The sequence below is a fragment of the Dyella sp. KRB-257 genome (genome assembly GCF_049445995.1).
Classification (GTDB): domain Bacteria; phylum Pseudomonadota; class Gammaproteobacteria; order Xanthomonadales; family Rhodanobacteraceae; genus Dyella_A.
Genome location: NZ_JBMSDZ010000006.1, coordinates 36,634 through 55,196 on the forward strand (window position 1 = coordinate 36,634; position 18,563 = coordinate 55,196).

The 18,563-nt window shown below is 68.4% G+C and carries 16 protein-coding genes and 1 pseudogene; 11 read left to right on the forward strand and 6 right to left on the reverse strand.

Translation table 11 applies throughout. The features are described from left to right. Positions 1-83 precede the first annotated feature (83 nt). From ACO2Q2_RS06275 to ACO2Q2_RS06290, 4 genes are all read left to right on the forward strand, one after another. Positions 84-956, forward strand: coding sequence for a S1/P1 nuclease (locus tag ACO2Q2_RS06275; protein ID WP_423254905.1), 873 nt, complete (start codon positions 84-86; stop codon positions 954-956). A gap of 76 nt (positions 957-1,032) precedes the next feature. Further along, complete coding sequence (gene pyk, locus ACO2Q2_RS06280; protein WP_423254906.1) at positions 1,033-2,508, forward strand: pyruvate kinase; 1,476 nt, start codon at positions 1,033-1,035, stop codon at positions 2,506-2,508. Positions 2,509-2,765: 257 nt separating this feature from the next. Continuing rightward, positions 2,766-3,203: an energy transducer TonB gene (locus tag ACO2Q2_RS06285; RefSeq protein WP_423254907.1), complete on the forward strand. Its 438-nt coding sequence runs from the start codon at positions 2,766-2,768 to the stop codon at positions 3,201-3,203. Positions 3,204-3,520: 317 nt separating this feature from the next. Beyond that, positions 3,521-4,528 carry a class I fructose-bisphosphate aldolase gene (locus ACO2Q2_RS06290; protein ID WP_423254908.1) on the forward strand — a complete coding sequence of 336 codons (1,008 nt, stop codon included), beginning with the start codon at positions 3,521-3,523 and terminating at the stop codon, positions 4,526-4,528. Positions 4,529-4,814: 286 nt separating this feature from the next. Here ACO2Q2_RS06290 and ACO2Q2_RS06295 read toward each other — a convergent pair whose 3' ends face one another. Then, positions 4,815-5,408 (reverse strand): outer membrane protein, encoded by a 594-nt coding sequence (locus tag ACO2Q2_RS06295; RefSeq protein ID WP_423254909.1) that lies wholly within the window; start codon positions 5,406-5,408, stop codon positions 4,815-4,817. Between the two features lie 517 nt (positions 5,409-5,925). Here ACO2Q2_RS06295 and tkt point away from each other — a divergent pair. Both tkt and ACO2Q2_RS06305 read left to right on the forward strand, forming a co-directional pair. Then, positions 5,926-7,944 carry a transketolase gene (gene tkt, locus ACO2Q2_RS06300; protein ID WP_423254910.1) on the forward strand — a complete coding sequence of 673 codons (2,019 nt, stop codon included), beginning with the start codon at positions 5,926-5,928 and terminating at the stop codon, positions 7,942-7,944. Between the two features lie 69 nt (positions 7,945-8,013). After that, positions 8,014-9,186 (forward strand): DegT/DnrJ/EryC1/StrS family aminotransferase, encoded by a 1,173-nt coding sequence (locus ACO2Q2_RS06305; protein ID WP_423254911.1) that lies wholly within the window; start codon positions 8,014-8,016, stop codon positions 9,184-9,186. A gap of 159 nt (positions 9,187-9,345) precedes the next feature. Here the strand turns inward: ACO2Q2_RS06305 and ACO2Q2_RS06310 are convergent, their stop codons facing one another. Beyond that, entirely contained in the window at positions 9,346-10,524 is a 1,179-nt protein-coding gene (locus tag ACO2Q2_RS06310) for a phosphoglycerate kinase (protein ID WP_423254912.1), read from the reverse strand. Between the two features lie 162 nt (positions 10,525-10,686). Between ACO2Q2_RS06310 and maiA the strand changes: the two genes are divergently transcribed. Further along, positions 10,687-11,352 carry a maleylacetoacetate isomerase gene (gene maiA / locus ACO2Q2_RS06315; RefSeq protein ID WP_423254913.1) on the forward strand — a complete coding sequence of 222 codons (666 nt, stop codon included), beginning with the start codon at positions 10,687-10,689 and terminating at the stop codon, positions 11,350-11,352. Between the two features lie 133 nt (positions 11,353-11,485). Then, positions 11,486-12,025: pseudogene (locus ACO2Q2_RS06320) on the forward strand (hypothetical protein); the annotation flags it as partial. Here ACO2Q2_RS06320 and ACO2Q2_RS06325 read toward each other — a convergent pair. After that, positions 11,908-12,501 carry an OmpA family protein gene (locus ACO2Q2_RS06325; RefSeq protein WP_423254914.1) on the reverse strand — a complete coding sequence of 198 codons (594 nt, stop codon included), beginning with the start codon at positions 12,499-12,501 and terminating at the stop codon, positions 11,908-11,910. The pseudogene ACO2Q2_RS06320 and the gene ACO2Q2_RS06325 overlap by 118 nt on opposite strands. A 400-nt stretch (positions 12,502-12,901) precedes the next feature. Between ACO2Q2_RS06325 and ACO2Q2_RS06330 the strand changes: the two genes are divergently transcribed. Beyond that, entirely contained in the window at positions 12,902-13,516 is a 615-nt protein-coding gene (locus ACO2Q2_RS06330) for an OmpH family outer membrane protein (RefSeq protein WP_423254915.1), read from the forward strand. 70 nt (positions 13,517-13,586) lie between these two features. On the opposite strand, the gene ACO2Q2_RS06335 is transcribed toward ACO2Q2_RS06330, so the two are convergent. From ACO2Q2_RS06335 to ACO2Q2_RS06345, 3 genes are all read right to left on the reverse strand, one after another. Further along, positions 13,587-13,994, reverse strand: a complete 408-nt coding sequence (locus tag ACO2Q2_RS06335; protein ID WP_423255079.1) for a tryptophan 7-halogenase — start codon at positions 13,992-13,994, stop codon at positions 13,587-13,589. Next, positions 13,928-14,707, reverse strand: a complete 780-nt coding sequence (locus tag ACO2Q2_RS06340; RefSeq protein WP_423254916.1) for a tryptophan halogenase family protein — start codon at positions 14,705-14,707, stop codon at positions 13,928-13,930. The genes ACO2Q2_RS06335 and ACO2Q2_RS06340 overlap by 67 nt, the downstream gene beginning before the upstream one ends. 78 nt (positions 14,708-14,785) lie before the next feature. Then, positions 14,786-14,977, reverse strand: coding sequence for a hypothetical protein (locus tag ACO2Q2_RS06345; RefSeq protein ID WP_423254917.1), 192 nt, complete (start codon positions 14,975-14,977; stop codon positions 14,786-14,788). A 172-nt stretch (positions 14,978-15,149) separates the two neighbouring features. Here ACO2Q2_RS06345 and ACO2Q2_RS06350 point away from each other — a divergent pair, with 172 nt between their 5' ends. Together ACO2Q2_RS06350 and ACO2Q2_RS06355 are read left to right on the forward strand one after the other, a co-directional pair. Beyond that, positions 15,150-16,106, forward strand: a complete 957-nt coding sequence (locus tag ACO2Q2_RS06350; RefSeq protein ID WP_423254918.1) for a M14 family metallopeptidase — start codon at positions 15,150-15,152, stop codon at positions 16,104-16,106. A 105-nt stretch (positions 16,107-16,211) separates the two neighbouring features. Then, the gene (locus tag ACO2Q2_RS06355) at positions 16,212-18,518 is read left to right on the forward strand and encodes a transferrin receptor-like dimerization domain-containing protein (RefSeq protein WP_423254919.1); all 2,307 of its coding nucleotides are present in this window, start codon (positions 16,212-16,214) and stop codon (positions 18,516-18,518) included. The last annotated feature ends 45 nt before the right edge of the window (positions 18,519-18,563 follow it).

Consider the following 18,563-nt stretch of genomic DNA (forward strand, 5'->3'; position numbering starts at 1 on the left):
ATGGACCGGGGCAGGCCGTCGCGCCGGCGTCGCCGGCGTGTGGCAGACTTCGGCGCTTCCCCGGCCTGCACAAGTTGCCCCTCATGTTCTTGCGTCTTCCCCGGCTTGCCTCCGTCCTGTGCGCCGGCGCCTTCGCGCTGGCCGCGCCGCTGGCCCAGGCCTGGGGCCCGGAGGGCCACGCCATCGTGGCCGACATCGCCCAGCAGCACCTGGACGCGCGCGCCGCGGCGCAGGTGCAGGCGCTGCTTCGGCTCGAAGGATGGAGCCGGCTGGACGACATCGCGTCGTGGGCCGACAACATCCGCAAGGAGCGTCCCCGCACCGGCGGTTGGCACTATGTCGACATCCCGCTGCGCGCCGACGCCTACCTGCCCCCGCGCGACTGCCTCCTCGACAATTGCGTGATCGCGCAGATCAGCCACTTCAGCCAGGTGCTGGCGGATCGTTCCGCGGCGCCGGCGGCGCGGCTGGAGGCGCTGAAGTGGGTGGTGCATCTGGTCGGCGACGTGCACCAGCCGATGCATACCGTGGACAACGACGACAAGGGCGGCAACACCGTGCAGTTGCAGTTCTTCGGGCGCGGCACCAATCTGCACGCGGTGTGGGATGGCGGTGTATTGCGCCAGGCACTGAACCTGATGCCCGGCCCGAACTACACCTTCGACCATGCCCAGGTGCAGGCCGATGCGATGCTACTGGACGCTTCGATCCGTCCGGCCGACCGCGCCGCATGGTCGGCCATCGGCGCGCCGGCGCAGCTGTCCGCCCAGACCGTCGCATGGGCGATGGAGTCGCACCGCCTGGCCCGCGACGTGGCCTATGCGCACCTGGACGGGCGCAATCAGGCGGGCTGGTCGGCGCGCTACCAGGCGGTCGCGTGGCCGGTGGTGCGCACCCGCCTGCAGCAGGGCGGGGTGCGGCTGGCCGCGGTGCTCAACGAGCTGCTCGGCAGTTGATTTGGACGGCCGTTCGGCCGCGTATTGAAATCGAATGCAGTATGGCGCGAAGCGCCGCTTCTGCTAGGTTTGCCCGATGACCCAGACTCCTCTTCGCCGTACCAAGATCGTCGCCACCCTCGGCCCCGCCACCGACGCGCCGGGCATGCTCGAGAAAATCATCGCCCAGGGCGTGAACGTGGCCCGCCTCAACCTCTCGCACGGTGCGCCGGACGACCACCGCGCCCGCGCCAACGCGGTGCGCGAAGCGGCCGCCAAGGTCGGGGTGGAGGTCGGCATCCTGGCCGACCTGCAGGGTCCCAAGATCCGCGTGGAGAAGTTCGCCGACGGCCCGGTGATGCTGGAGCCGGGCGATGCGTTCACGCTGGACTGCCGCGCCGATGCGCCCGATGGCGACGCCACCCGGGTCGGCGTGAGTTACCTCAACCTGCCGTACGACGTGCATCCGGGCGACGTGCTGCTGTTCGACGACGGTCTGGTCGCGATGGATGTGGTGTCGATCGACGGCGACCAGATCCACTGCCGCGTCACCATCGGCGGCAAGCTGTCCAATCGCAAGGGTCTCAACCGCCAGGGCGGCGGGCTCTCGGTCGACGCGCTGTCGGACAAGGACCGCAACGACATCAAGCTGGCCGCCGAGATCGGCGCGGATTTCCTCGCCGTGTCGTTCGTGCGCTCGGCAGCGGACATGCACACCGCGCGCCGCCTCATGCACGAGGCCGGCGGCCATGCCGGCATGGTCGCCAAGATCGAGCGCGCCGACGCGATCCCGGTGCTGGGCGAGATCATCGACGCCTCCGACGTGGTGATGGTGGCGCGCGGCGACCTGGGCGTGGAGATCGGTGACGCCGAACTGCCCGGCCTGCAGAAAAAGATCATCCGCGAGGCGGTGCAGCGCAACCGCGCGGTGATCACCGCCACGCAGATGCTGCAGTCGATGGTGCGCTCGCCGATCCCGACCCGCGCCGAAGTGCTCGACGTGGCCAACGCGGTCATCGACGGCACCGACGCGGTGATGCTGTCGGAGGAATCGGCCGCCGGTGCGCATCCGGACAAGGCGGTGGCCGCGCTGTACCGCATCTGCCTGGGTGCCGAGCGCCAGTTCGAGCCCAAGGACGACCGCCTGCTCAATGCCGGGCTGCAGCTGGATCGCGCCGACCAGGCGATCGCGCTGGCCGCGATGGTGCTGGCCGGCCACCTGGGCGTGCGCGCGATCGTGGCGTTGACCGAATCGGGTGCCACCGCGCAATGGCTGTCGCGCTACCGCAGCGCGGTGCCGATCTACGGCATGTCGCCGTTCGGCGAGGCGCGCCGCCGCATGCAGGTACTGCGCGACGTGCACCCGGTGGCGTTCAGCCACGGCGACCAGCAGAGCATGGCCGCCTCCACCCGCGCCGCCGTGCGCCTGCTGTTCGATCAGGGCAAGCTGGGCGAGGGCGATCGCGTGATCATCACCTACGGCGATCGCGTCGGCCACGTCGGCGGTACCAACACGCTCAAGCTGCTCTTGGTGGGCGCCGACGGCATCGTGGACAGCCTGCGCGACCTGTGAGGCCGCCGGGTGCGGATACGCCATCGATCGGCGCTCGTGCATCCCGCCGCGTTCGACGGCTCCATCGCGGCATGCTGCGCGCCGGCTACACCGAAGATGACGAGCCTTATTTCGAGTTTTTCGAGGTTCTCATGGAGGTTCCATGGGCCAGGAAGCGGCAGGAATAGGGACCGCACCGCCGGATTCGCAGCCCGGCCAACCAAAGCCCGACAGGTTGCTAGACTGGCCGCCTCATCCGCGATCCCCGGAGGCTTTCCATGAACACCCTGCTTCGCGTGCAGTTGCCGCTCTGCCTGCTCGCCATGGCGGCCGCTTTCCCGGTTGCCGCGCAGAATCGCCGGCTGCCGCCGGAACGGCTCAATACCTACTGGATCCTGCTCAACCAGCACGTCGGTGTGGACGTGCCCAACAGCGGCCGCAACCTTTACAAGCCCGGCTGCGTGGCGGTGACCTATACCGTAGGTTCCGATGGCCTGGTGCGTAACGTGAAGGCGGTGAAGGTGGTGCCCGACAGCGACCTGGGCAAGGTCGCCGAGAGCGCGGTGAAGAACTTCACCTACGGCCCGTCGCTGACCAATCGCGCCGGCGAGCCGATCGACACCTACTACATCATTCCGTTCAACGGGCCGAGCGACAAGGCCGGCCAGCAGGCGCTGATGGCGCCCTGCCGGCTGCCGGGTTACGACGCCGGCTGAGAGACTGAGAAAAAATCGCCCGCCTACTGCGACCGCCGCCAAACGCCCGTGCCGGCGGCGCGCTGCGGGCCAATCCGGGTCATTTGGTTCACCAAACTCCCCGGATTGGCCCACAACGCACCTTGTCACGAACGCCTGGCGGCGCTCTCGCTACGGCGGCCGAATTTTTCTCAGCCTCTGACGCCGCCCGGCATCGGCCGCCGGTGCCTGCGGGCGATCTGGCCTATAATCCGCCGTTTTCAGCCTTGCCGCTCCCGCTGTGGAGCGGTATCCATCTGGCGCGGTCGTGCGGCCGCCAACGTTTCCACGGAGTCGTCATGAGCATCGAAGATCTGGAAAGCATCGCGCTGGCGATGGTCGCGCCCGGCAAGGGCATCATCGCCATCGACGAGTCGACCAAGACCATCGCGAAGCGGTTCGAGGCCGTCGGCATCGAGAACACCGAAGAGAACCGCCGCGCCTATCGCGAACTGCTGCTCACCACGCCTGGCCTGAACGTGCACATCTCCGGCGCGATCCTCTACGACGAGACGATCCGCCAGTCGACCAGGGACGGCGTGCCGTTCACCCAGGTCATGAAGAAGCTCGGCATCATTCCGGGGATCAAGGTGGACAAGGGTCCGGTGCCGCTGGCGGGCTTCCCGGGCGACGTGGTCACCGAGGGCCTCGATGGCCTGCGCGAGCGTCTGGCCGAGTACACCAGGCTCGGCGCGCAGTTCGCCAAGTGGCGCGCGGTGATCAACATCTCCGAGGACAACCCCAGCTCCACCGCGATCGAGGCGAACTGCCACGCGCTGGCCCGCTACGCCGCACTGTGCCAGGAAGCGGGCATCGTGCCGATGGTCGAGCCGGAAGTGATCATGGATGGCGACCACAGCATCGAAGTCAGCTACGAAGTGCACGAGGCCGTGCTGCGCAGCCTGTTCAACGCGCTGTACGAGCAGAACGTGATGCTCGAGGGCACCATCCTGAAGGTCTCCATGGTGATCGCCGGCAAGGACGCCGAGGAGCAGGCCGACGTGGAGGAGGTCGCCGAGGCCACCGTGCGCGTGCTCAAGAGCACCGTGCCGGCCTCGCTGCCGGGCATCGTGTTCCTCTCCGGCGGGCAGACCGACGAGCAGTCCACCGCCCACCTCAATGCGATGAACCGCATCGGGCCGCATCCGTGGCCGCTGTCGTTCTCCTACGGCCGCGCCATGCAGCAGGCCGCGCTCAAGCTGTGGGCGAAGGACATGCAGGCCAACTACGCCGAGGCGCAGAAGACCGTCGCCGCCCGCGCGAAGGAAAACGGCCAGGCCGCGCTGGGGCGCTGGACCGGCAAGTAATGCCGGAGCGCATCCGGTGAGATGAGATTTTCCAGCGAACCGTCTGCTGCTTTTTTTTGCTCGTCATCCCCGCGAAAGCGGGGATCCACTGGCTGCACGAGGCAATGGACGACCAGACGCTCGTCTGCAGGGAGCCGCGGGAATGACGGCATCAGGATTCTTGATGCTTGATGGCAATTGCGTACATGTGCCCGCCGCGCGCCACGCGGCAAAGCCGGGAAACAAAAAAGGGGCGCCCATCGGGCGCCCCTTTTCCGTTCGGCCCGAAGGCCGTATGGCGGATCGATCAGAAGCGGTATTCGGCGCTCACCGAAACCATGTCGGTGCTCAGGTCGACGTTGTGCTTCTTGGCATCGAAGTAGTCGTAGTTGATGCCCACGCTGACGTTGTTGCTGAAGTCGTAGCCCACGCCCGCGCCGGCATACCAGCTGGTCTTGTCCAGGCTCTGGCGGATCGGGTTGGCGTCGTTGCTCAGGCCGTGACCCTTCCACGCGTACAGGCCGGTGCGTGCGCTGACGTACCAGTTCGGCGTCAGATTGAAGTGCCCGTTCACGCCGGCGGTCCAGCCGTGCAGCTGCGACTTGCCGTGGTCGACCACGTCATTGCTGTTGAAGACGTTCTTGACGTGGATGTTGCCCAGGTCGTTGTAGCCGGCCTCCACGCCCAGCGCCACGTTCGGATTCACCGACCAGCGATAGCCGCCGTTGAGGGCGTAACCGGTGTCGTGGCCGTCGTACGGACCCTTGTTGATCGAGGTGCGGCCGACGTTGCCGTTGACGAACCAGCCGCCGTTGTCCGCGGAAGCGTTCTGCGCGGAGGCGGCTGGGGCGGCCACCAGGCCGGCGGAGACGAGGGCGAAAGCAAACAGAGTCTTTTTCATCGGGATATTCCTTTGTTTTGTTTGCGGCCGCGGCGTGGGGATCGCCGGTGCGGCCGCCGGAGAGTGCGTCATGGCAGCAACGCACCGGAATGAGATGAGTTGAGCCGGGAAAGATTCAATACTGAGAAGTACAGTATTAATCCCGAGTTAAGAATGGACACAGCATCGGTGCCCGGATGCCTCGGAGGTGGAAACGCAAGCAAGTACAGCGCAAGCAAGTACAGACAATGACTTCTTCATGGAGATGGTTCCTCCTTCTTCTGGTTTTTGTCCGGCCGCACTGGGGGCAGATGCGACCGGGCGCCCGGATGGGCGCCACGCCATTGAACGAAGGCAAGGCTGAAGCGTTCCGGTATCCGGGCCGAAAAAATTAAGGGGCAATTAATCGTGGGGCCACTACGCGGGCGTGGTGCTCTGCGGCTGAAGGCGTGTGGGCAGGATTTTCACGGCACGACCGCACCAGCCCTCCGGGAATCGGCGACAATAACGGCTTTTCACGCCCCTTCCGGAGATGCCGATGACCACCCGCCGCGAACTCGCCAACGCCGTGCGCGCCCTTGCCATGGACGCCGTGGAGGCGGCCAAGTCCGGCCACCCGGGCATGCCGATGGGCATGGCCGACATCGCCGAAGTGCTGTGGAACGATTTCCTGCGCTTCAACCCGACCAACCCGAAGTGGGCCAACCGCGACCGCTTCATGCTCTCCAACGGCCACGGCTCGATGCTGCAGTACGCACTGCTGCACCTGACCGGGTTCGACCTGCCGATGGAGCAGCTGAAGAAGTTCCGCCAGCTGCATTCGAAGACCGCGGGCCACCCCGAAGCCAGCGAGACGCCCGGAGTGGAGACCACTACCGGCCCGCTCGGCCAGGGTCTGGCCAACGCGGTGGGTTTCGCGCTGGCGGAAAAGGTGCTGGCCGCGCATTTCAACCGCCCCGGCCACGCCGTGGTCGACCACCACACCTACGTGTTTCTCGGCGACGGCTGCCTTATGGAAGGCATCTCGCATGAAGTCGCCTCGCTGGCCGGCACCTGGGGCTTGGGCAAGCTGGTGGCGATCTACGACGACAACGGCATCTCGATCGATGGCGAGGTGCACGGCTGGTTCACCGACGACACCCCAGCGCGCTTCGAGGCCTACGGCTGGAACGTGATCCGCGGTGTCGACGGGCATGATGCCGCGGCAATCCAACGCGCACTTGTTCAGGCGACAAGCCAGAGCGACAAGCCCACGCTTATTTGCGCCAAAACCATCATAGGTTTTGGCGCGCCGCACAAGCAGGGCAAGGAAGAGAGCCACGGCGCGCCGCTGGGCAAGGACGAGATCGCCGGCGCGCGCGACGCGCTCGATTGGCGTCATGCCCCGTTCGAGATTCCCGCCGAGATCTACGCGGGCTGGGACCACAAGGCCAAGGGTGCGGCTGCCGAGCAGGCCTGGAACGACGCTTTCGCGGCCTATGCCAAGGCGCACCCGGAGCTCGCCGCCGAGTTCCAGCGCCGCTTCAGCGGCGAACTGCCGGCCGACTGGGCCGAGAAGTCGCAGGCCTACATCGACAAGCTGCAGCGGGAAGGCCCGGAGGTGGCTTCGCGCAAGGCCTCGCAGATGACGCTGGACGCGTTCGGTCCGCTGCTGCCGGAGCTGATCGGCGGCTCGGCCGACCTGGCCGGCTCCAACCTCACCAAGTGGAAGGGCAGCCTGGACGCCGGCAACGGCAACAGTGCCGATGGCCAGGGCAACTACGTCTACTACGGCGTGCGCGAGTTCGGCATGACGGCGATCGCCAATGGCCTGGCGCTGCACGGCGGCTTCATCCCGTACGACGCCACCTTCCTGGTGTTCTCCGACTACGCGCGCAACGCGGTGCGCATGAGCGCGCTGATCCCGGCGCATGCGATCCACGTCTACACCCACGACTCGATCGGCCTGGGCGAGGACGGCCCGACCCATCAGCCGGTCGAGCACCTCGCGTCCTTGCGCTACATCCCGAACAACCAGGTGTGGCGCCCGTGCGACGCGGTGGAGTCGGCGGCGTCGTGGAAGGCGGCGATCGAGCGCAAGGGTCACCCCGCCTGCCTGGTGTTCTCGCGCCAGAACCTCAAGCACCAGCACCGCACGGCCGAGCAGGTGGCGGATATCGTGCGCGGCGGCTACGTGCTGTCCGATCCGGCCGATGCGCGCTTCCAGGCGATCCTGATCGCCACCGGTTCGGAGGTGGAACTGGCGATGGAGGCGATGCGCACGCTGGCCCAGCAGGGCGTGGCGGTGCGCGTGGTGTCGATGCCGTGCACCGAGGCGTTCGACGCCCAGCCGCAGGCCTACCGCGAAGCGGTGCTGCCGCTCTGGTGCCGCGCCCGCGTCGCGGTGGAAGCGGCCACGGTCGATTTCTGGCGCAAGTACGTGGGCCTCGATGGCGAGGTGATCGGCATGACCAGCTTCGGCGCCTCCGCGCCGGCGCCGCAGCTGTTCGAGCACTTCGGCTTCACCGTCAGCCACGTGGTGGATGCGGTCAGGCGCGTGGTCGGCCAAAACCACTGACCTCAACCGCTGACCTCGCTCCCGGCTGGGCCGCACGAGCGGCCCGGCCGCTTTCACCAGGACGTCCGCATGGCCGAGCACGACCCCTACATCGTCTTTGGCGCACCGAGCATCGGCGAGGAGGAAATCGCCGAGGTCACGGCCTGCATGCGTTCGGGTTGGCTCGGGACCGGTCCGCGCGTCGCGCGCTTCGAGGAGGCGTTCGCGGCCTACCGGCAGGCGGGCGCCGACCGGGTCGCCGCGGTGAATTCCTGCACCGCCGCCCTGCACGTGAGCATGGTGGCCGCCGGGCTGGAGCCCGGTGCGGAGGTGATCACCACGCCGCTGACCTTCTGCGCCACGGTCAACGCGATCGAGCATGCCGGGCTGAGGCCGGTGCTGGCCGATGTCGATCCGCACACCCAGAACATCGACCCGGACGCGATCAAGGCGGCGATCACCCCGCGCACGCGGGCGATCGTGCCGGTGCATTTCGCCGGCCGGCCATGCGCGATGGATCGCATCATGGCGATCGCGTGCGCTCACGACCTGGTGGTGATCGAGGACTGTGCGCACGCCATCGAGAGCACCTTCCGCGGCCAGCCGGCCGGCAGCTTCGGCGACTTCGGCTGCTTCAGCTTCTACGTCACCAAGAACGTGGTTACCGGCGAGGGCGGCATGATCCTGGGCCGCGATCCGGCGCGCATCGCGCGAGCGCGCATGCTCGCGCTGCACGGCATGAGCAAGGACGCCTGGCACCGCTTCGGCGACGCTGGCTACAAGCACTACCAGGTGCTGGAGTGCGGCTTCAAATACAACATGATGGACTTGCAGGCGGCGATCGGCCTGCCGCAGCTGGCCAGGGTGGAAGCGCACTGGCTGCGCCGGCAGGCAATCTGGCAGCGCTACGACGAGGCCTTCGCCGATCTGCCGGTCGGCCTGCCGGCGTCGCCGGAAGCGGATACCCGGCACGGCCTGCACCTGTACACCGTGATGATCGACGAGGCGCGCTGCGGCATCGCGCGCGATGCGTTCCTCGATGCCATGAACGCGTCACGGATCGGTACCGGCGTGCACTACCTGTCCGTGCCCGAGCATCCGTATTACCAGCAGCGCTATGGCTGGCTGCCGGAGCGGTGGCCGCAGGCGATGCGGCTGGGGCGGCAGACGGTCAGCCTGCCGCTGTCACCGGGGCTATCCGACGGCGACGTCGAGCGGGTGATCGCCGCCGTGCGCCGCATCCTTGGCGCCCCCGCCAGCTGAGGTAGGAGCGCACCCTGTGCGCGAACGCTCTTTGCCATGCCGCAACCAGAGCGTTCGCGCACAGGGTGCGCTCCTACACGAGCGGTGATCAGCGCCTTGGCGCGCGCCCTGAGCGCGGAGAGCGTTCGCGCACAGGGTGCGCTCCTACACGAGCGGTGATCAGCCCTTGGCGCGCGCCCTGAGCGCGGCCACCGCCGGCAGCTCCTTGCCTTCCAGGAATTCCAGGAACGCGCCACCGCCGGTGGAGATGTACGACACCTCCTTTTCGATGCCGTACTTGTCCACCGCCGCCAGCGTGTCGCCGCCGCCGGCGATCGAGAAGGCGCTCGACGCGGCGATGGCGCGGGCCAGCGTCTCGGTGCCCTTGCCGAAGGCGTCGAACTCGAACACGCCGACCGGGCCGTTCCACACCACGGTACCGGCCCTGGCGATCAGCTCGGCGTAGCGTCTGGCCGTCTCCGGTCCGATATCGAGGATCATCTCGCCGTCCTTCACCTGGTCCACCGGTTTCACCGTGGCCGGGGCGTGCGCCGAGAACTCCGGCGCCACCACCACGTCCACCGGCATCGGCACCTCGGCGCCGCGGCGGTTGGCGTCGGCGATCACTTTCCTGGCGGCATCGAGCAGGTCGCGCTCGTACAGCGAGTTGCCCACGTTGTGGCCGGCCGCGGCGATGAAGGTGTTGGCGATGCCGCCGCCGACGATCAGCTGGTCGACCTTGTCGATCAGGTTCTCCAGCAACGTGAGCTTGGTGGACACCTTGGAACCGGCGACGATCGCCAGCAGCGGTTTGGCCGGGTGCTCCAGCGCCTTGCCCAGCGCGTCGAGCTCGGCCGCCAGCAGCGGGCCAGCGGCGGCCACCTTGGCGAAACGGATCACGCCGTGGGTGGATGCCTGCGCGCGGTGCGCGGTACCGAAGGCGTCCATCACGAACACGTCGCACAGCGCCGCGTACTGCTTCGACAGCGCCTCGTCGTCCTTGCCCTCGCCGACGTTCATGCGGCAGTTCTCCAGCACCACCACCTCGCCGTCGGCCACCTCGACGCCGCCGAGGTAGTCGCGCAGCAGCCGTACCGGCTTGCCGAGCTTGTCACCCAGCCAGGCGGCGACCGGCGCCAGCGAGGAAGCCTCGTCGAACTGGCCTTCCTTCGGACGGCCCAGGTGCGAGAGCACCATCACCTTCGCGCCGGCGTCGCGCGCCGCCTTGATCGTGGGCAGCGAGGCGTCCAGCCGCTGGGTGGAGGTGATGCGGCCGTCCTCGATCGGCACGTTGAGGTCTTCGCGGATCAGCACGCGCTTGCCGCGCAGATCGAGGTCGCTCATGCGGAGAAAGGACACGGCAGGACTCCTGTGGGATCGTGGGTGGCGCAAGGATCGGGCAGACCGCGCGGCCTTGCCCGCTGCAGCCGCACATTGTCGTGGCCGCCTTCCGGCGATGCAAACCCGCGCAAGGGTATGCTTGCCGCGCATTCCACCCACCGTTCCGCGGAGGACGCACGCATGGTTTCGGACCTCGCTCTTTACGGCTATTGGCGCTCCACCGCGGCCTATCGTGTGCGCATCGCGCTCGCACTCAAGGGGCTGGCCTGGGAAAACCGGCCCGTCCACCTGCTGCGCGACGGCGGCGAGCAGCACGGCGCGGGTTTTCGCGCGCTCAATCCGCAGGAACTGGTGCCGGTGCTGCAGGACGGTGAACGCGTGTTCACCCAGTCGCTGGCCATCGTCGAATACCTGGACGAGACCTATCCGGAGCCGCCTCTGCTGCCGGTCGACCCGCGCGGCCGCGCGCGGGTGCGTGCGCTGGCGCAGGCCGTCGCCTGCGACATCCATCCGCTGGGCAATCTGCGCGTGCTGCAACAGCTGGAGCGCCAGTTCAATGCCAGCGAGGCGCAGCGGACCGAATGGGTGCGGCACTGGATGGCGCAGGGATTTGCGGCGATCGAGGCGCTGCTGGCCGACAACGTCGCCACCGGCGCGTTCTGCCACGGCGACACGCCGGGACTGGCGGACATCTGCCTGGTGCCGCAGGTCTACAACGCGCTGCGCTGGAAGCTTCCGCTTGACCCGTATCCCAACGTGCAGCGCATCCATGCGGCGTGCGTGGAGCTTGAGGCGTTCCGCACGGCGGTGCCGGAGCTGCAGCCGGATGCGCCGGTCGCGGGATGAGGCGGGCCAGGCCTGTCGGGGCTGAAGCCCCTCCAACAGGGAGCCGGGTGTGCTGTAGAAGCGGCTTCAGCCGCAACGTTCCAGCGCCTACGGCTATGCGCAGGCGCAGAACTCGGTCTGGAAGGAGTACCACCAGGCGAATGGCTGGTTCAAGAGTCGCAAGAATATGGACGGCTCGCTGGATTTTTCTCGGCTGGTGCACCGACCGCACCCATCGCGAGCTGGGCATCTCCAAATGGGATCCGAAGCACCTTTACATCGCCTATCACGAGGCATTGACGGTTACCGCGCGGGGCGCTGGCGCAGCGACCGCCACCTGCTGAAAGCCGCGGACGAGGTGGATCGGCGGGTCCGCAAAGCTCAGACGCTGCAGGTAACGCGACGTGTGCCGCGGGTTTCCTGCGCAGCGATCCGACGGTGCGACACGTGGCGCGATCACGGGCCACCGGGGGCTTGCCACCGCCCCGGGAGCGGGCAAAAAGGAAGGCCACACGGGCGCCTTCTTCACCGGGCGGCGCGGGATCGCGCAGATCCCGCATCCAGCGTCGCCGTGACTCAGGATGCCGGCGTCTCGCTGCCGGCGAAGTCCACCACCAGTGTCACGCGACGGTTCGGTGCGCCGGCGTCACGCACTTGGCCCTTCGCCACTTGGCGATTGCCGATCTCGCCGTAGCTGACGGCGCGTACCTTGTCGGCGTTCAAGCCACCCGTGCCGACGAGGTAGTCGCGCACGGCCTGTGCCCGCTTCAGGCCAAGCTGCTTGTTGTAGGCGGCCGAGCCGGCCGGATCGGTGAAGCCTTCCACCGTGATCACGGCATCGGGATGGTGCTGGCCGATCACCTTGGCGAAGTCGTCGAGCAGCGGCTTGTCCTGGTCGCGAAGGGTGGCGTCGCCGAAGGCGAAGTGCGCGGCGGTGTCGACGCTGACGCGGCCCTGCATCGCGGTGATCTGGGCGTCGTACTTGGCGAAGCGCTGCTGCATGTCCTGCGTGAGCGCATCGATCTGCTGCTGCTGTTTCTGGTCGTTGGCGCGCAGCTCGCTGATGGCGGCGTCGTAGTCGGTCTTCTTGACGTACTGGGAGCAGCCTCCCAGCGCGATCCCCAGCAGGCACAGGGGAATGAATGCAACGCGTGCGGCTTGGAATGTCATGGTCGTCTCCTCATGCATCGGGCCCGTAGCGAAGAGGGGTCATCGCGTACTTCAGGCCATGCCGGGTGCATCTGCATCGCGCCCCTCGCGCGCAGATGGCATTTTTTCAGGCTAACCCGCGCCTGCGCGTGGAGAATGAACCGCAATCAACCGTAAACGTCGCGTGGGCATGATGTGATCGCCGAGCACGAACATGGCGGATGCGATGGTGTCGGGGACATCGAAACGCAGACGCAGTAGGCGGGAGATTTTTTTCTCAGCCTTTGTCGTTCGTGCCAGTCTGTGCAGGCAAGTTGATGAGGGTGTCACGCCGGCGTCCACCGCCCGCTATGCTCGGGAACCTCCGGGCGCCGCAGGCGTCGATGGAAGATTCCCGTTCACTCCCGTTGGATGACTCGCCATGACCGCTTCCCGTTCCCTGTTTGCCGCTTCCCTCATCACGGCCATCGGCCTGTCCGCCCTGCCGGCGTCGTCGGCGCGCGCGGCGGACGAACTAGGCGGCAATGCCGTGCCGGGGCTGTGCATGCTGTCGCGCGAGGCGGTGTTCGCGCAGTCCAAGGTGGGCCAGGCGGCCACGCAGCGCCTGAACCAGCTGGCGTCGCAGGCGCGCAACCAGCTCGCCAGCGAGCGTGCCCCGCTGAATACCGACATCCAAAATTTCCAGGCGAACGCCCCCAAGCTGAGCGAGGAGCAGCGCAAGCAGCAGGGCGGCGCGCTGCAGCAGCGCATGCAGGCGTTCCAGGGCAAGGCGGGTGAACTGACCGAGCGCGTCCGTTTTACCCAGGCCAAGGCGATGGAGCGCATCGGCGCGCAGGCCCAGCCGCTCATCGCGGCCAGCTACAAGAGCCATCGCTGCGGTCTGCTGCTGAACCGCGACGCGGTGCTCGGCGGCAATACCAGCAACGACCTCACCGCCGACGTGGTGAAGGGGCTGGACGCGAAGATCACCACCATCAGCTTCGACCTCGAACCGCTGCCGGCCGGTGCCCCGCCGCCGCCCGCGCCGGGCAAGTAGGTACGTCGTTCGTCGGGTCGTCGTGGCGGCTTCGGCCGCCGCCAGGCTTGCCCGACCTTGGCGTGTGGCCTCAGCCGATCGCCGGCGCGCGGCAATGGCGGTCGATGTACTCGCGCTGTGTGGGCATGGCCGCGGCGACCTCGGCGATCACCTCGCGCAGGCTGGCCAGCCGTGCGGGTGCGTCCACCTGGGTGCGCAGGTCCACCAGCGGGTCATAGCGCTCGGGGTGGATGTCCTGGCCGGCCATCACCGCTAGCCAGTTGGAGTTCTGGAACAACTCCAGCGGTTCGGCGGCTAGCCGCCCATGGCCGCGGAAGTGCGCGAGCTTGTAGGCCAGCGGCTCGGGAATGTCCATGCGGGCGACGTGCCGCCACATCGGCTCGTCGCGCTGGTTGGCGTGGTAGTGCAGGATCAGGAAGTCGCGGATGCGCTCGTATTCCAGGGCGGTGAGGCGGTTGAATTCGGCGCGTGGCGCCAGTCGTCGTAGCCGGCGTGCAGGGCCTCCTCGATCAGCAGGCCGCGGAAGCCGCTGCAGTCGATGAACAGGTCGCCCTCCAGCGCGCCGCCGCCCTCCAGCCGCACGCGCTCGATGAAGCCATCTTCCGGCCGCAGTTCCACCGCCACCACGCGGCCCTCGGTGCGCCGCACGCCGCGCGCCTCGGCGTACTTGCGCAGGAACGCCGCGTACAGGCCCGCGTCGAACTGGTAGGCGTAGTCCAGCGTGGAAAGCACCTGGCGACGATCGGACGAGGGCGGCGAGAACTTGCCGTCGCGCGCGGCCACCCAGGCCAGCGAGTAGTCCTGCAGCGGCGTGCGGTCGCCGCGCATGCGCTCGCGCAGCCAGTAGTGATGCAGCGGCACCTTGTCGAAGTCGGCGCCGTAGCTGCCGAACGGATGGAAGTAGCGGTGCCCGCGATGCGCCCAGCCGATGAACTCGATACCGAGCTTGAAGGTGCCCTGGGTGGCGGCGATGAAGGCGTTCTCGTCGATGCCGAGCGTCTGGTTGAACAGCTTGATCGGCGGAATGGTGGCCTCGCCCACGCCGATGGTGCCGATCTGCTCGGACTCCACCAGCTCGATCCGGCAGCTGCCCTGCAGCGCCTGCGCCAGCGCGGCGGCCACCATCCAGCCGGCCGTGCCGCCGCCCACGATCACCACGCTGCGTATGCGCCGGTCGCCGATCTGCGCCATGCCCCATCCCCTCGCGAACCTCGTCGAAGCGGGGATTCTAGTGTGGTGTTGCGCGCTTGGCGGCCTTCGTCGGCGCAACTACTTGCCGCCGGATGGCGGCATCAGCGCGAACAGCACCTCGTTCGCCGGCAGCGCCGAGGCGCGGGCGATGTCGCCAGGCGTGTCGCGGGTGGAATTGGCCTTGTAGCCGCGAGCCTGCAATTGCCCGAGCAGGTCTTCCGGAGCTGCGCCGATGATCGGGGCGAGATCCTCCAGCGTGGCGCGCGTCATCAACGCCACGGTCTGGCTTCAACGCGAGGATCCTTGCGGGCGAGGCGACTGTGGCGCTCAGCAGATGATAGGCATTCGCATTTGAAGCGGCAAGCTGGGCTGTCGCGAATCGGGAAAACTCAGCGCGAGGCCGATGCTAAAGTCCGGAGCTTTCCCTTACCCGGAGCGACGCATGAGCCAGCCCCTTTCTGCCTATCCGATCGGCACGCCCGGCGTGGTCTGGGGTCCTGCCGAGGTGGCGGCCTGGCGCGCCCGGCAGACCCGCCAACGCAGCTACGCCGACGACGTGCTGACCGCGATCGAGCGCCTGCGCAGCCGTTTCGACGTCAGCGAATACGGCACGCTCGACTATGCGCCGGAGCGCTTTCCCCTGTATGCCGTGCGCAGCCGCGACTGGCGCGATGAACGCCCCACCATGCTGGTCACCGGCGGCGTGCACGGCTACGAAACCAGCGGCGTGCACGGCGCGCTGCAGTTTCTGGAACGCGACGCGGCGCGCTACGCCGGCCGCGTGAACCTACTGGTGGTGCCCTGCGTGAGCCCGTGGGCGTACGAGCGCATCCACCGCTGGAACCCGGATGCGATCGATCCCAACCGCTCGTTCCGCGAGCCCAGCCCGGCGCAGGAATCGGCCGCGCTGCTGCGGCTGCTGGCACCGCTGCGCGAGCGCGTGCTCATGCACATCGACCTGCACGAAACCACCGACAGCGACGAGTCGGAATTCCGCCCCGCGCTGGCCGCCCGCGACGGCGTGGCGTACGAGCCCGGCGAGATTCCCGATGGCTTCTACCTGGTGGACGACACCGAGAACCCGCAGCCGGCGTTCCAGCAGGCGATCATCGAGGCGGTGGCCAGGGTTACCCACATCGCACCGGCCGACGCGAAGGGCGAGATCATCGGCTCGCCGATGATGGCTCCCGGCGTGATCCGGTACCCGCTGAAAGAGCTGGGCCTGTGCGCCGGCATCACCCACGCGCGCTACACCACCACCACCGAGGTCTACCCCGACAGCCCCCGCGCCACCCCCGCGCAGTGCAACGACGCCCAGGTGGCGGCGGTATGCGCGGCGATCGATTTCGCGCTGGCCCATGATCGTGCGCGGGCCGCCGCCGGCATCCGGCCGGGTTGAGTTCGCCGCGCCGACGTGTATAACCGAGCGGTTGCCGCGATCCGGCAGACCGCGCAGGCCGCACCGGTCGGGGCGCGACGATGCATCCAGAAGGGGAGAGTTCCGATGATGCGAATCACCTGGCGGCCGCTGCTGCTCAGCGCGGCGTTGATGGCCGCGTTCGGCCCGGCGCTGGCGGCCGGGGACGGCAAGCCCGCGCCGGAGGCCATGTTCGGCTTCAGCACCGACGCGGCGAGCGCGCAGCGGCAGCTGGAGCAGCGCTTCGACGCCCTGCTCGATCCGGCCGACCAGCGCGCCTGGCTCAAGCAGATGTCCGCCGCCCCCAACCAGGTGGGCGCGCCGCACGACAAGGCCAATGCCGAGTTCATGCTGGCGCAGTTCCGCGCCTGGGGTTGGGATGCGCACATCGAGACCTTCAACGTGCTCTATCCCACGCCGAAAACGGTGGCGCTGCAGTTGCTGGGTCTGCAGCCGTACACCGCCAGGCTGAGCGAGCCGGCGGTGGCCGGCGATGCCACCTCGGACATCCGCGACGGCGCGCTGCCGCCCTACAACGTCTACGGCGGCGACGGCGACGTGACCGCCGAGGTGGTCTACGCCAACTACGGCATGCCCGACGACTACAAGGAGCTGGCCCGCCGCGGCATCGACGTGCGCGGCAGGATCGTGCTTACCCGCTACGGCGGCGGCTGGCGCGGACTCAAGCCCAAGCTGGCGCAGCAGCACGGCGCGGTCGGCTGCCTGATCTATTCCGATCCGCACGATGACGGCTACGTGCAGGGCGATGCCTATCCGCAAGGCGGCTGGCGCCCGGCCGACGGTGTGCAGCGCGGCTCGGTGCAGGACATGCAGCTCTACCCCGGCGACCCGCTCACCCCCGGCATCGGTTCCACGCCGGACGCCAAGCGGCTGTCGATCGCCGACGCGGCCACCATTCTGAAGATCCCGGTGCTGCCGATTTCCTACGCCGACGCCACCCCGCTGCTGCGCGCGCTGGGCGGCCCGGTGGCGCCCGGCGGCTGGCGCGGCGGGCTCGGGCTCACCTATCACGTGGGCCCCAGCGCGGCGAAGGCGCACCTGGTGGTGAAGTCGAACTGGACGCAGCAGCCGGTATACGACGTGATCGCCGTGATGCAGGGCGCGAGTGAGCCGGACCAGTGGATCGTGCGCGGCAACCACCACGATGCCTGGGTGTTCGGCGCGTGGGACCCGCTGGCCGGCAACGTGGCGCTGATGGCCGAGGCCAAGGCGATCGGTACGCTGGTGAAGCAGGGCTGGCGGCCGCAGCGCACCCTGGTCTACGCCAGCTGGGACGGCGAGGAGCCGGGCCTGATCGGCTCCACCGAATGGGCCGAGACGCATGCGCAGGAGCTCCAGGCCAAGGCGGTGATGTACGTCAACACCGACACCAACGGCCGCGGTTTCCTGGGCGCCGAGGGCAGCCACTCGCTGCAGCATCTGGTCAATCAGGTGATCGACGGCGTGACCGATCCGGAAACCCAGGCCAGCGTCGGCCAGCGCCTGCGCGCGCGCATGCAGCTCGATGGCGCAGGCGCGCAGGCCAGACCCGAAGCGAAGGCCGATGCCAAGCTGGCCGCTGCCGGCGGCGATCTGCCGATCGGCGCGCTGGGCTCGGGCTCGGACTACAGCGCCTTCCTCGAACACCTTGGCATCGCCTCGCTCAACCTGGGCTTCGGCGGCGAGGACGACGACGCCGGCATCTACCACTCGCGCTACGACTCGTTCGATCACTACCTGCGCTTCGGCGATCCGGACTTCGCCTACGGCGTGGCGCTGTCGAAAGTGGCCGGACACATCGTGCTGCGCGCGGCCGATGCCAACGTGCTGCCGCTGCGCTTCGGCGACTTCAGCCGCACGCTGGATCGCTACGTGGGCGAGTTGCACGCGCTGGTGGATCGCACCCGCAAGGCCACGCTGGCGCAGCACCGGCTGCTCGACAGCCACGCCTACCAGCTGGCCAGCGACCCGACCCGCCCGGTGCAACCGCCGGCGCGCGATTCGGACATGCCGGCGATCCGGCTGGCGCCGCTGGATCTCGCCGCCAAACGCCTCAGGCAGAGCGCGCAGGCCTTCGATGCGGCGTACGCGCGCCGCGCCGCCGGCGGCTTCACGATGCCCGCGGCGCAGCGACACGCGCTCGACACGCAGATCGCCCGCATGGAGCAGGCGCTGACCCGTCCCGCCGGCCTGCCCGGACGTCCGTGGTTCCAGCACATGATCTACGCGCCGGGCATGCTCACCGGCTACGGCGTGAAGACCGTGCCCGGCGTGCGCGAGGCGATCGAGGGACGGCGCTGGGCCGAGGCCGACCGCTACGCCGCGATCACCGCCGGCGTGCTCGACCGCTATCGCGCCAGGCTCGACCGGCTGACGGCGTTGCTCAGGCACTGATCGGCACGCGCGGGGCAGGGCGATGGCGCGGCACCCCCGCGCCAT